General features: G+C 63.7%; 12 protein-coding genes. 4 read left to right on the top strand and 8 right to left on the bottom strand.

Translation table 11 applies throughout. The features are described 5' to 3' along the window. Positions 1-255: 255 nt before the first annotated feature. From AC56QQ_RS22305 to AC56QQ_RS22320, 4 genes are all read right to left on the bottom strand, one after another. Positions 256-1,248, bottom strand: a complete 993-nt coding sequence (locus tag AC56QQ_RS22305; RefSeq protein WP_497123392.1) for a substrate-binding domain-containing protein — start codon at positions 1,246-1,248, stop codon at positions 256-258. Positions 1,249-1,326: 78 nt separating this feature from the next. Beyond that, the gene (locus AC56QQ_RS22310) at positions 1,327-2,376 is read right to left on the bottom strand and encodes an ABC transporter permease (RefSeq protein WP_256749766.1); all 1,050 of its coding nucleotides are present in this window, start codon (positions 2,374-2,376) and stop codon (positions 1,327-1,329) included. Then, entirely contained in the window at positions 2,376-3,893 is a 1,518-nt protein-coding gene (locus AC56QQ_RS22315; protein WP_497123393.1) for a sugar ABC transporter ATP-binding protein, read from the bottom strand. The genes AC56QQ_RS22310 and AC56QQ_RS22315 overlap by 1 nt, the downstream gene beginning before the upstream one ends. Beyond that, the gene (locus tag AC56QQ_RS22320; protein WP_497123394.1) at positions 3,890-4,888 is read right to left on the bottom strand and encodes a LacI family DNA-binding transcriptional regulator; all 999 of its coding nucleotides are present in this window, start codon (positions 4,886-4,888) and stop codon (positions 3,890-3,892) included. The genes AC56QQ_RS22315 and AC56QQ_RS22320 overlap by 4 nt, the downstream gene beginning before the upstream one ends. Before the next feature lie 359 nt (positions 4,889-5,247). Here AC56QQ_RS22320 and AC56QQ_RS22325 point away from each other — a divergent pair, with 359 nt between their 5' ends. Further along, on the top strand, positions 5,248-6,081 hold the full coding sequence (locus AC56QQ_RS22325) for a GyrI-like domain-containing protein (protein WP_497123395.1): 834 nt from the start codon (positions 5,248-5,250) through the stop codon (positions 6,079-6,081). Between the two features lie 4 nt (positions 6,082-6,085). On the opposite strand, the gene AC56QQ_RS22330 is transcribed toward AC56QQ_RS22325, so the two are convergent. Genes AC56QQ_RS22330 through AC56QQ_RS22340 form a run of 3 tightly spaced genes read right to left on the bottom strand, consistent with a single transcriptional unit; the run spans position 6,086 to position 9,706 of the window. Beyond that, positions 6,086-7,231 carry an alanine racemase gene (locus tag AC56QQ_RS22330; RefSeq protein WP_497123396.1) on the bottom strand — a complete coding sequence of 382 codons (1,146 nt, stop codon included), beginning with the start codon at positions 7,229-7,231 and terminating at the stop codon, positions 6,086-6,088. Further along, positions 7,228-8,508 (bottom strand): D-arabinono-1,4-lactone oxidase, encoded by a 1,281-nt coding sequence (locus tag AC56QQ_RS22335; RefSeq protein ID WP_497123397.1) that lies wholly within the window; start codon positions 8,506-8,508, stop codon positions 7,228-7,230. The genes AC56QQ_RS22330 and AC56QQ_RS22335 overlap by 4 nt, the downstream gene beginning before the upstream one ends. A 10-nt stretch (positions 8,509-8,518) precedes the next feature. Next, a complete protein-coding gene (locus AC56QQ_RS22340; RefSeq protein WP_497123398.1) occupies positions 8,519-9,706 on the bottom strand; it encodes an MFS transporter in 1,188 nt (395 codons plus the stop codon). Between the two features lie 123 nt (positions 9,707-9,829). Between AC56QQ_RS22340 and AC56QQ_RS22345 the strand changes: the two genes are divergently transcribed. Beyond that, a complete protein-coding gene (locus tag AC56QQ_RS22345) occupies positions 9,830-10,456 on the top strand; it encodes a TetR/AcrR family transcriptional regulator (protein WP_489860751.1) in 627 nt (208 codons plus the stop codon). Between the two features lie 9 nt (positions 10,457-10,465). On the opposite strand, the gene AC56QQ_RS22350 is transcribed toward AC56QQ_RS22345, so the two are convergent. Next, a complete protein-coding gene (locus AC56QQ_RS22350) occupies positions 10,466-11,317 on the bottom strand; it encodes an ATP-grasp domain-containing protein (protein ID WP_497123399.1) in 852 nt (283 codons plus the stop codon). A 73-nt stretch (positions 11,318-11,390) separates the two neighbouring features. Here AC56QQ_RS22350 and AC56QQ_RS22355 point away from each other — a divergent pair, with 73 nt between their 5' ends. Both AC56QQ_RS22355 and groES read left to right on the top strand, forming a co-directional pair. Further along, a complete protein-coding gene (locus tag AC56QQ_RS22355; RefSeq protein WP_497123400.1) occupies positions 11,391-12,188 on the top strand; it encodes a class I SAM-dependent methyltransferase in 798 nt (265 codons plus the stop codon). 238 nt (positions 12,189-12,426) lie between these two features. Further along, positions 12,427-12,723 (top strand): co-chaperone GroES, encoded by a 297-nt coding sequence (groES, locus tag AC56QQ_RS22360; protein WP_006203049.1) that lies wholly within the window; start codon positions 12,427-12,429, stop codon positions 12,721-12,723. Positions 12,724-12,756: the final 33 nt, after the last annotated feature.

Raw genomic sequence — 12,756 nt, forward strand, 5'->3', positions numbered from 1 at the left:
GATCAAACTGGGTCGAGATGGTTTGCCGGTTCGTCAAGGAACTGGATCCTGGACTCCTGAGCGATGGCGCGCGCTGGCGTTCGCCGCCGGACAGCGAGCCGATGGTGCGGCCAGCAGCGGCAGCACGCCGGTCAAGAAATAGCCAGCCAGCCCCAAGCCTGCCGATGCAGCCAACGAGCTGGAATCGCTCGAGAAAGGACCCACAGCGGGTTCGTGTGAACTCCGCTATGGGTCCAAGATGCTGGCAGCCAGGGTCTACTTGCCCATCAGCTGCTTTGCATTCTCGGCGGTAATTGCCGTGGTCTCGACGGTGACGACGGGTTCGACCGAAGAGGCACAATCGAGCAGGATCTTCTTCGACATCTCGATCGCTTCCTTGGCGCCGGTCGGATAGGTGAAGGTCGCCGCCCAGTCGCCCTTGGCTACCGCCTCGATGCCACCGGCCGGACCCGGCAGGCCGTCGGTGCCGATGATCTTGACCTGCTTGCCCGCTCCCTTTGCGGCGAGCAGCGCGCCAGCCGCCATCATGTCATTTGAGGCATAGAGCACCTTGATGTCGGGATGCGCCTGCAGCATCGCCGAGAACGCTGTCTGGGCTTTGTCCGGCACCCAATCCGCCGCCTGCTCGGCGACGACCTGGATCTTGGCATTCTCCTTGACGCCGTCCTTGAAGCCGTTCAGCCGCTCCACTGCCGGCGTTGAGCTCGGCAGGCCTTCCAGCACCGCCGCCTCGCCACCTTCAGGTAGCAAGGTCTTGGCGGTGTATTTGCCGGCCTCGAGCGCGATCTTGTAATTGTCGCCGCCGATGAAGGCGGTGTAGTCCTTGCCGGGGTCGCCCACCGTCTTGCGGTCGAGTTCGATGACCGGAATGCCGGCATCCATGGCGCGCTTCACCGCCGGCGTCAGCGGCGCCGCCTCGAAGGGCGAGATCAAGAGCAGATCGACCTTCTGGGTGATGAAGTTGTCGACCTGCGACGTCTGCGTGTTGACGTTGCCGGCGCCATCGGCAATCTGCAGCGTGAAGCCCGGCACTTCCTTGGCCGCCGCGGTCAGTTCGTCATTGACGTGCTGGCGATAGGGTTCGGCATTGTTGGCTTGCGAAAAGCCAATGATGAACTGGCCGTCCTTCGCACAGGCCTTGACCATCGGGTCGGCGGCTTGCGCAACACCTGCCATGCACATACACGTCCCGGCGAGCAGGCCAGCCTGCCAGCTTAGACGCCACGATCCTCTTTTAATGGCTTTCATAACTCACTCTCCTCCTCGTCGGGCCTCAGCAGCCAGACCTTGGTTTCACAGTCTTCCACTTGCGTGCCGCCGACCTCCCTAGCGACCCAAACCCTCGCGGCGGCGAACGAGGGATTGGAGTACTGCCGCCAGCACGATGATCGCGGCGGTCGCGAGCAGTTGCAGGGCTGGCGTGATATTGTTGAGCTGCAGAATGTTGGCTAGCGCACCCAGCATAATCGTGCCGGCGACGGTGCCGACCATCGAGCCGGCGCCGCCGAACAGGCTAGTGCCGCCGATGACCACTGCGGCGATTGCGGTCAGTTCGTAGCCCATGCCGTCATTGGCGCTGCCGAAATTGAACTGCCCGGCGTGAACGATGCCGGCGAGCGCGGCGGCGAAGCCGGTGATCGCGTAGACGCTGATCTTGACCATCGACACCGGCACGCCCGAAATGCGCGCCGCCCGCTCATTGCCGCCGACGGCAAAGACATAGCGACCGAAGCGCGTGGTGTTGAGCACGATCGTTGCAATCGCGGCAAAGACGATGAAGACGATGGTGGCGACCGGTACGGTGTTGTTGAACAGCCGCTCGCCGAGGATCGCAAACACCGGCGGTGCCAGTCCCGGCCCGTCTCCATAGGAAATGTTGATGTACTGGTTGCCCGAGACGACCAGCGCCAGGCCACGCGCCGCCTGCAGGCCGGCCAGCGTGACGATGAACGGCTCCAGCCGGAAACGGCTGGAGATGGTGCCCTGGATCGTGCCGAAGACGATGCCCATGACAAGCACGGCAAGGATGGTGGGGATCAGCCCGAAGCCGCCGGAGATCATCATCGTCGCGGTGACGACGCTGGACAGCCCCAGCACCGCGCCAACAGAAAGGTCGATGCCGGCGGTGATGATGACGAAGGTCATGCCGATGGCGATGATGCCGGTCTCCGACACCGCGCGCACGATGTTGGCAATGTTGTCGGGGTCGAGGAACAGGATCTCTCCGTGACGGCGCGGCGAGAAGATGACACCGCCGATCGCCACCAGCACCAGGCCGATCAGGCTCTGGAAGCGCACGATCAGCGCCAGCGGATCGCGATGTACCGGTGCGGCGGCCACAGGGCCGCTTGCCTCCGAAATCTTCTGTTCAGACATCAGGCCTCCCTGCCATTTGCCGCGTCAAGCACCGTGTGCTCGTCGACGCCGCCGATGAATTCCGCGACATTGCGCCCCTGGCGCAGCACCACGATCCGGTCGCACAGGCCGATCAGCTCCGGCATCTCGCTGGAGGCGACCAGTATGCCGAGCCCCTGCGCCGCCAGTTGCCGCAGCCGCGCGTATATCTCGCCCTTGGCGCCGACATCGACGCCGCGCGTCGGCTCGTCGAGCAGCAGCAGCCGGGGATTGCCGAGGATCTCCTTGGCCAGCACCACCTTCTGCTGGTTGCCGCCCGAAAGCGCGCCGACGGCGATGTCTGGATTCTTCGGCCTGATGTCGAACTGGCCGAAGGACTGCTTGACCGCTTCCGCTTGCCGCCGCGCCGACATCAGCCCGAAGGGCGAGATGCGAGAGATGACCGACATGACCAGGTTGAGGCCGAGCGCCATGCGCAGCATCAGGCCGCTGCCACGGCGGTCATCAGTGACGAAGGCAATGCCGGCGGCTCGCGCCGCCTTGATCGAATCCAGCTTGACCGGGCGGCCGTCGATGGCGACGTCGCCTTGCCAGCGGCCGGACAGGCCGGTGCCATAGAGCGCGCTGAGCAGCTCGGTGCGCCCTGCCCCCATGATGCCGGCGAGGCCGACGATCTCGCCCTCATGCACATCGAGCGACACGCCTGTCGGGGCCTGCCAGCCGGCACTTTCGCGCGACAGGTGGAAGGTGGCGTCACGCAGATGCAGCAGCGCCCTGCCTGTCGCCTTGGCGCGCGCTGGAAAGAGCTCGTTGAGCGGGCGCCCGACCAGCAGCCTGACCAGTTCGGCCTGCGGCGCGTGCGGCTCGGTGATACCGGCCACTCGCCCATCGCGCATGACCGTCACCCGGTCGGCGATCTGTGGCACCTCCTCCAGGCGATGCGAGATATAGACAATGCCGACACCGCTGGCGGCGAGCTTGCGCATGACATCGAACAGCCGTTCGACCTCGGCCACCGTCAGCGCTGCCGTCGGCTCGTCCATGATCAACACACGCGATGCGTAGGACAGCGCCTTGACTATCGCCACCACCTGGCGCTGGCCGATCGACAGGTCGGCTACCAGCCTGGCGGGATCGATGGCGAGTTCGATGGCTTCGAGCCGCTTGCGCGCCTCACTGCGCATGGCCGGCACATCGAGGAAGCCGCCCGGCCGCATCAGCTCCCGGCCAAGGAAGAGGTTGGCCGCCACGTCGAGCGTCGGCACCAGGTCGAGCTCCTGGAAGATGGTGGCGATGCCGGCAGCTTGAGCCTCACGCGGATTGTTGAAGGCTACCTGCTTGCCGTCGATCTGGATGGTACCTTCGTCGGGCGTGTAGACGCCCGACAAAAGGTTCATCAATGTCGACTTGCCGGCGCCGTTCTCACCAAGCAGCGCGTGGATCTCGCCCGCCCTGAGGTCGAAATCGACGCCACGCAGCGCCTGTACGCCGCCGAAGCGCTTGACGGCGCCGGTGACTGACAGCAGCGGCGCGCTCATGCCGGTCTCCCGCAGGATTCACGGGCATGCAGCGTCGCCTGCAGCCGCACCGCTTGCGGCTTCAGGCCACTGGAGGCGATGCGGGCGGACAGCAGTGCCGCGGCCTGCCGGCCGATCTCGGTGCAAGGTTGTGCGACAAGGGTCAGCCGCGGCTCGAAACAGTCGGCCCATTCGAAGTCGTCGAAGCCGGCGAGCGAGATGTCCCCCGGTATCGAGAGGCCCCTTTCGCGGATCGCCCGCACCGCTCCGATCGTCGTCATGTTGTTGCCGGTGACCAATGCCGTGGGCGGCGAAGGCAATGACAGAATGGCATGGGTCGATGCCGTTGCGCTCGCCGTGTCGACGTTCTCGGGCGACACATAGTGCGGAAATAAAGCAAGTCCATTGGCCGCCAGCGATGACTGGAACGCCTCGATGCGTTCGCGCGTCGTCGCCAGTCCTGGCTGGCCAGCGATGTAGCCGATGCGTTTGTGGCCGAAGGAGGCGACGTGATCGATGAGGGCCCGCATCGACGACTGGTTCTCGACGCCGATCTGGTCGAAGCGATCGTCGGCGAAGCGGTCGATCAGCACGCAGGGCAGCTTCTTCTCGGCCAGATAGTCGATGGCTCGCTGCGGCGCGCCCGACGGCGCAAGGATGACGCCGTCGACCCGCCGCTGATGGAAGGCGCGCACCACCGAAAGCTCGCGGTCTGGATCCTCCTGCGTGTCGGAGAGGAACACCATCAGACCGAGGCGCGCGCATTCCGCTTCGACCGCGCAGATGATGTCGGTGAAATAGGGATTGGAAATCGCCGAGATCGCCAGGCCGACGCTGTTGGTCGAGGCCACTTTCAGCGACCGCGCCAACTCATTGGGCTGATAGCCCATCGCGGCGATCGCGTCGTTGACCACCCTGGCCTTGGCGGGCGAGACAAAACGCGTTCGGTTGATGACGTGAGAAACAGTCGACACCGACACTCCAGCGCGGCGTGCGACTTCAGCCATGGTTGCCATTACAACCCGATCGGAGCCCAACGCGCACGCGCTTCTCCCTGTCTTGAGTGTTTCCATTGCGCTCTGTTGATGGCGCATTGGGAGTCACCCTATGACCATCGAAACGTTTGCGCAATCGCTTCGATGGCTATTTCCGACTAATTTCTCGTCTCAGGCGCCGCTGAGGAAATTCGGTTGCGAGGCCGGTCAGCGACTAACCGTGATCGCGTGGCCATGCAGCGAGATCGGCTGGCGACAGCTTCGTTTGGATTTGCGAGAGGCACAATTTCGATCAAACTGACCTCACAGAAAGACGGCACCCTGGTCCTGCCAATGCGAGAGCTGCTAATTCGAAAATTGGGCCAATCAAGAGGGAACACATGAACCCGACAGAGAAAGCTTTATGGTTTGTCGAAAGCCATCTGCCGGAAGCGGTCTCGCTCGACGATGTGGCGCAAAGCAGCGGCGTGTCACGTTTTCATGTGACACGGGCTTTCGGTGCCGCCACCGGCCGCTCGGTGATGGGCTACATGCGGGCGCGCCGGCTGACCGAAGCGGCCCGCAAGCTGGCCGCCGGGGCGCCCGACATCCTCCGCGTCGCGCTCGATGCCGGCTACAACTCACATGAGGCTTTCACCCGTGCCTTCCGCGATCAGTTCGGCACCACGCCGGAGCTGGTGCGCGCGCAAGGCACGCTCAACAATCTCGACCTCGTGGAGCCGATCCTGATGGACCAGTCCTTTCTTGCCAAGCTCGAACCGCCGCGCTTCGAGACCAGCCGGCCGTTCCTGATCGCCGGCCTCGGCGAACGCTACAGTTGCGAAACCAGCGCCGCCATTCCGATGCAATGGCAGCGCTTTGGCCCCTATATCGGCAACATACCGGGCGAGACCGGCGACGTCGCTTACGGCGTCTGCGTCAACGGCGACGATACCGGCAATTTCGATTACATCGCCGGCGTCGAGGTGACCGACTTTTCCGACCTTCCCAAGGAATTCAGCCGCGTGCGGGTGCCGGCGCAGAAATATGCCGTGTTCACCCATCGCGAGCACATCTCGACCATCCGCCGCACGGTCAACACCATCTGGAACAAATGGCTGCCGGCCTCCGGGCACGAGATATCGGACGCCCCTGAATTCGAACGCTACGGACCCGAATTCGATCCGCGCAGCGGCAATGGCGGACTGGAGATCTGGATACCGGTGAAGGCGTAACTGATCACGCCATCGGCAATACCGGCCAGCGATCAACGATCCTGCCGTCGGAAAACACGACGATCGGTCCGAACTGCTGCAGCACGGCCTCGCTCTGTGTTGGCCGCAGGAACGCGTAGTCTCCCGGCCTTGCGGTCGCGTCCGCCGGCAGGCCCATGAATTGCTGGTTGGAGGACAGGCCGAGGAAACTGTTCGTCTTCATGCCCTCGGGAAACACCGGCTCGGCCATCCATTTGCCGCCGTAGAGGTAGCAGCCCTTGCGCGGAAACCGGCCGGCCGCCCGCAGCAGGCGGGAGACGGCGGGCGGACCAGGCAGCATCGGTTCGACCACTTTCAGGATCGGCGTGGCGACGAAGGCCGCCGGCACGAAGCCTTCGAGGCCAGGCGTATCGAAATCGCCAGGCAGCACGAAGGCCGAGCCTATCGACACCTCGTTGGCAACGCCGCCGTGGTGAAGCAGCGCGGTCTTGCTGCCGCCGATGTTCAAGATGCGGCTCTGGTCGGCACCAAGGCAGGCGACGAAGGCGGCGGCACGTTTGGACGCTTCAGCCAATGCCTTGGCCGGCCCGCCGAACAGGCCGGGAATGTGCGGCGCATGCGCCTCATAGGCCATGACGCCTTCGCAATGCACCCGTTTGTGGGCCCACAGTGCGTTCAACGCCTTCGACAAGGCCTCCGGTTGCGCGAACCCGCCGCGATGCAGCCCGACATCGATCTCGAAAGCGATGCGCAACTCGATGTCGAGTTCGGCCGCCAGAGCGCCATATTCCGCCAGCCTCGCCTCGCTGTCGATCAGCCAGCAGACGCGCGACCAGTCGGCCGCGCTGTTTGAAAGCACGGCCCTCGCCGCGCCGACAGGCATCGGCTTGCCGTACAGAATGTCCGCGTCGGGAAACGCCTTCAACACGGCTTGCGTGACGGGCGGATGGAAAGTCATGAAGCGGACGGTGCCGAGGGCTTCGCCGATATGCGATAGCAGCGGCAGGCAGGCGAGCGACTTGTCGACCAGCCGCACGGCAAGATCTGGGTCAAGCCTTTCTTTCACCAGGGCGATGTTGCTGTCCAGCCGGTCGAGATCGAGCAGCAGGCAAGGTTGGAAGATGCCGGCGTCCTTCAGCGCATGCGAAAGAGTGGCGAAATAGGCGCTCATTGTTCGATGCCGAACAGGCCGGCCATGTAGGGCGAGACGAAGCGGTTCTGTGGATCGATGTCGCGGCGCACCGCCATGGCGTCATCCCAGCGCGGATAGAGCTTTTTCAGATCCGCCGCCTTGAGGCTGTGCATCTTGCCCCAGTGCGGCCTGCCGCCATACTTGCGAAAGATCGGCTCGGCCGCGCGCATGAACGGCTGCGGGTCGCTCGCCGCGTCGTGGTGGGTGGCGATCGAACAGGTGAGTCTTCTGTAGAACGGCGAGAGCCAGAAATCGTCGGGCGCGACGGTGCGCACCTCCATCGGGAAGTAGACCTCGGGAAAGTGCCTCTCGGTCAGCGCGATGATTTCGGCCAAGACCTTCGGCCCTTCCTCGTAGGGCAAGTGATATTCCATCTCGTTGAATTTGGTCTGCCGGTCGCTGGCATAGACGTTGAGCCAGTCCTGCACATAATCCTCGGCCGGCAATTTGGCGACGGCGCCCAGGATCAGCCGGCGGCGCAGCGCCGGTAGCCAGGCAAGCGCGGTGCGCAGCCGGCGCAGCGTCCTCAGGCCCGCCTCGTCTTCCTCCGGCGGCCGCGCGGTGGGTGCGGCGTCGCTCAAATCGCTGGCGATGAACTGCGCGTAGCCGGAGAACGGAATGTAGTAGAATTCGGCCGAACGATGCGCGGCCATCATCGTTTCGAAATCGCGAAGCATGTCGGCGATCGGCAGCACCCATTTGCGGCGACGCAGCCGGTAGGTCGCAATGTTGTTCAGCGTCACTTCGCTCAGGATGCCGAATGCCCCCAACGCGACGCCGGTGGCGTGGATCATGTCCTGATCGCCTGCCCGCTTGAATTCGCGGACCTTGCCAAGCCCATCGACAACCTCGACCGTTTCCAACTGCGTATGATAGGCGCCGAGCGTCGGTCCCGAGCCGTGCGTGGCGGTGCCCAGCGCGCCGCCTATCGCCTGGCGGTCGATATCACCCATATTGGGCAGGCCCTGGCCAAGGCCTTGCAGGATGTGCATGAGCAGGCCAAGCCGCGTCCCTGCCCGCACGCGCGCTTGATGCCGACCGGTATCGTGCGACACCAGACCCTCGAATTTCTCCAGCGACAGGATCGTGCCTTCGGATTTCACCAGCGGCGTGAAGGAATGGCCGGCACCGACGACGCGCACCGGGCCGGGTGCACTACGAACGAGATCGGCGAGCTCGCTGGCGTCATTGGGGCTGGCGATCAGCCGGGGCTCGGCAGTGACATAGCCCGACCAGTTGCTCCAGTTGTTCGACATGCTGCCTTGCTCAGGCAACGGCGCGGCGACGCCGCGACATGAGGATGAACAGGCCAAGCAGCGCCACGCTGGCGACGGCGCTGGCGGCGGCGAATTCCGGCACCGGCCGAAAATCCTTGCCGTCGATGAGCAGCGACGCAGCGATCGGCCCGATCGCCAGGCCAAAGAGCTGCGCGGCCGGCACCAGAAGCACGGCGGTGCGAGTTTCATCGGCGGTGATCGCCAGTCGGATCTGGTAGGGCACGATGAACAACAGAATGAAGCCCATGACCAAGGCGGCGACCCAGAATGTCGTAAGGCCGGGTCCGCTGGCGAGAACAAGGGAGCAGACAAGCGCCACGGCACCGATCGCGGTGATGGCCAGCCGATAATCGATGCGCGCCTCGAACATGGTCGCCGTCATCGCGCCTAGAACCTGTACCGCGAGGCTGGCCGAGACGATCAGGCCGACGGTGCGGCCATCGATGCCGAATTGCGCGCCAAGCGGCTCCAGAAACGCCCAGACCGCGCCAAAGAACATGAAGTAGCAGAAGACCGACAACAAAGCGGTGATCGAAGGAACCGTCACCACATTGGCGAGATTCTCGTCCTTCGGCAGGTCGTCATAGTCAGCGGGAACGATGAAGGCGACCACCAGCGACGCGACGCAGACGATGGCGAGAACGATGAAGCCACCCGCCGATCCGGCGGCGGGGATGACATAGAGTGCCAGCAACAGGGCAAGAACGCATTGCGCCAGCGTCTGCATGGTGACGAAATAACCGCCGATGCGTTCGGCGCGCCGTGAACGAGCAATCAGCTCGGTGGCGACCGCGACAAGGCCACCCTCGGCAAGGCCGGCCAGGGCGCGTGCCGCCATCAGCGTATTGGCGCCGGCAGCATAGGCCGTCCAGACATTCGACAGTGCCAGCAGAAGCAGCAGGGCCGCACTTTTCCAGCGCATCTTGTGGGCCGAGAGCAGCATCGCGACAATCGCCGAGCCGATCGCGATGGCGATCATTTCGGCGGTGGCGACCAACGCCAACTCATCGCCGCTGACATGGCCCTCGGTGTAAAGGGCGCCGAGCAAGACGGGCTGCAGACCGAGAATGAGCAGGCCGACCGACCCGATCCACAGGGCCGAGGCAAGCTGCCCGCTGGTCGGGTTGCCGACCAGCCAATCGCCATCGCCGGTGTATCCGGCATTTGTCGAAGCCAAAGGCGCCTCCCAACGTCCTTGCCGCGCGGCAAAAAAACTGACAATCTGTCAGCATTCCAGAAACTGATACTTGATCATATTTTTTGTCAATCGGAATTTGCAATCTCGCGAGAGAACGGGCGCATGGAAGAAGCACGGCGAACGGCCACCGAACCCAGGCGCAGACCCAAGCAGGAGCGCAGCCGCGAGCGCATCGACGCCATCCTGTCGACGACCATGCGGCTGATCGGCGAGAAGGGCATCGACGCCGTCACCATGAAGGAAGTCGGCATGCTGGCCGGTGGGCCGATCGCCACCGTCTATCACTACTTCCCCAACAAGTCGGCGATCCTGGCAATGCTCTATGAGCGGTTTTCAGAGGTCAGCCGCGCGCGATTGACAGCGATTATCGCCGACGTTCGCGAAGCGAAGGACGTGATCGCCGCAGCCGACCGGCTGCTTGACGACTACCACAGCCGCGTCGCCGGCGACCCGGCCATCCAGGATCTGCAGAACGCCATCCAGGCCGACAAGGCGCTCAAGAATCTCGACATCGCCGAAACCCGGCATCAAGCCAAGATGTTCTGCGACCATGTCATCGCCTTGCTGGAGCCGGAGAAGCACGAGCAGTTCGAACGCATGGTTCTGCTGATCTTCCAGCTCGCCGGTGGAGTGGTGCGCCTGGCGCTTGCGGAAGGCGAAGCGGCAAGCCGCCGGACCATCGAGGATTACCGGTCGATCATCCACACGCAGTTGCGGCTGTTTCTTTAGAGTATCCGTCTATCCGGCCCGACGGATCAGGCCTTCAAAACCGTCTGCCAGATTGGCGGTGCCGGCAGCGACGATCTTCGACAGGTTCCTGGCGCGGCCGGGCGTCTTGTTGGCATCGAGCAACACCGCCCTGTCCCCATGCATGACAAAGTCGAACTTGCCGTAGTCGAAGCCAAGCCGATGGCGCAAGGCGCGCAATTCTTCGGGTACGGGAACAGCCTCTCGCCGGATCGTGTCGTCGCCTTTTACGAGGCGCTGCGGTGAGACATAACGAGTGCAGCGCTCACGATCGCCGCAGAATATCCAAAACCGCGCCGCAAAACCGTCAGGCGCCGGTTCGGGAATGAACTTCTCCACGACCAGGTCGGTACGCACACGCATTTCCGGCGGAACTTCGGCCAGCGAAGCGTGGACTTGGTATTGATCGAATATCCGCACGCCCGGAAAAGGCTCGGCCTTGCCGGCGCGCTCGGCTTGCCGATTGAGTTGCTGCTCGGGTGTCCCCCAATGGTTGAGGTTGCTCTTGACGATGACGGGGCCGTCCCAATGGTCACCGTCCTTGAGGACCGCGCCGCTGATCCGACGCTTGGAAATGTCGGCCGCGCCAAGATTGAGGCAGAACGGAAATCCGCGCGCATACTCGACATAGTCGGCCGGTGTCACCGTCGCATCGACATGCAGCACAGCGATATCGGCATCATGCCTTGACGAAGGCCCGCGCAGAATCTGTGTCGAGTGGCCACGCCTCTTCAACTCGGCCAGAAGGTCGAACAGCATGTAGGGACTGTCCTGGCGCAATAGAAGGCCGCGCCGGCTCTGGAACCGGTCATACTCATGCGTTATCACGGCAATGCGAGCCATGGCCTCTCTATACCCAGCAGACAACCAACAGTTTCGAAGGAACCATGCCCCCACATCCCCCAAGTCGTTTTGCATGACAAATCATTGGGATGCAATTCGCCGCCATTGGCGGCTTCTCGGGCCACCGCTCTGTCCGCCGCCGGAAGCGGTCGCCACCTATGAGCGCGAACTCTGTCTGCAATCGCTCGACGTGGTGCTGCTCGGGGTCACGCCGGAACTTGCCGGTCTCGGCAGGACGATGCTGGCGGTCGATGAATCCCCCACCATGATCTCCGGCATCTGGCCAGGCGACACCGCCACACGCAAGGCGGTGGCAGGCAACTGGCTGGACATGCCGGTTGCCGGAGCAAGCATGGATGCGGTGATCGGTGACGGCTGCCTGTCGGCACTCGGCCTTTCCGTCGCGCGGCGGGCGTTGTTCGCGGAGATCGCGCGCGTGCTCGGGCCCAACGGCCGCGCAGGTCTCCGGCTCTATGCCAGCCCGGAAACGCCGGATGATCCGCAGGCGGTGCGAACGCTCGCCCTTTCGGGCGGCGTCCCGACCTTCCACGCACTCAAATGGCTCGTTGCAATGACAGCCACGCGCGGCCCGCCCGATCACGCCATCCCGGTGCAGGCAATCCACAAGAGATTCGACGAATTGTTTCCCGACCGCGACGAGCTTTGCGCGCACACGGGCTGGGACATGCCGGTCATCGGCACCATCGACGTCTACAGGAATTCGCCGGCCATCTACAGCTTCGCTCCGGTTGCGACGGTGATGCATGAAGCAGAGGCCTTCTTCGGCGACGTTCGCATCGTGGCGACCGGCACCTATGGGCTCGCCGAGCGATGCCCGCTGCTGGTGCTGCGATCACCCCGGCGTCGATAGAATCCGAATGATGGACAAAATTCCTCGCCGCTCCCAAGCGGCAACCGACGCATTCTGCAACCCGTCGCCTGCGCGAACAAAATTTCGCGCGATCGCGCCCTCTCGCGCGCCTTGACTCTCGCAGGCCAGCAGCCTATCTCAGCGCCACGTTAGCACTCGCCCTCGGTGAGTGCTAACCATGTGTCCGGCGCCGCCGGACGGAGGAACTGTTCTCACCGTTCTCATCGAGGAAGAAAAAATGGCAAAGTCGAAGTTCCGCCCGCTTCATGACCGCGTGGTCGTTCGCCGGGTCGAATCCGAATCCAAGACCGCCGGCGGGATCATCATCCCGGATACGGCAAAGGAAAAGCCGCAGGAAGGCGAGATCATCGCTGTCGGCTCCGGCGCTCGTGACGAAGCTGGCAAGCTCGTCCCGCTGGACGTCAAGGCTGGCGACCGCATCCTGTTCGGCAAGTGGTCGGGCACCGAAGTCAAGCTCAATGGCGAAGACCTTCTGATCATGAAGGAATCCGACATCATGGGCATCATCGGCTGAATATCGGCCTCACCCTCAACTGAATTCCCGGGC

This window comes from Mesorhizobium sp. RCAM 05099, from assembly GCF_059683685.1.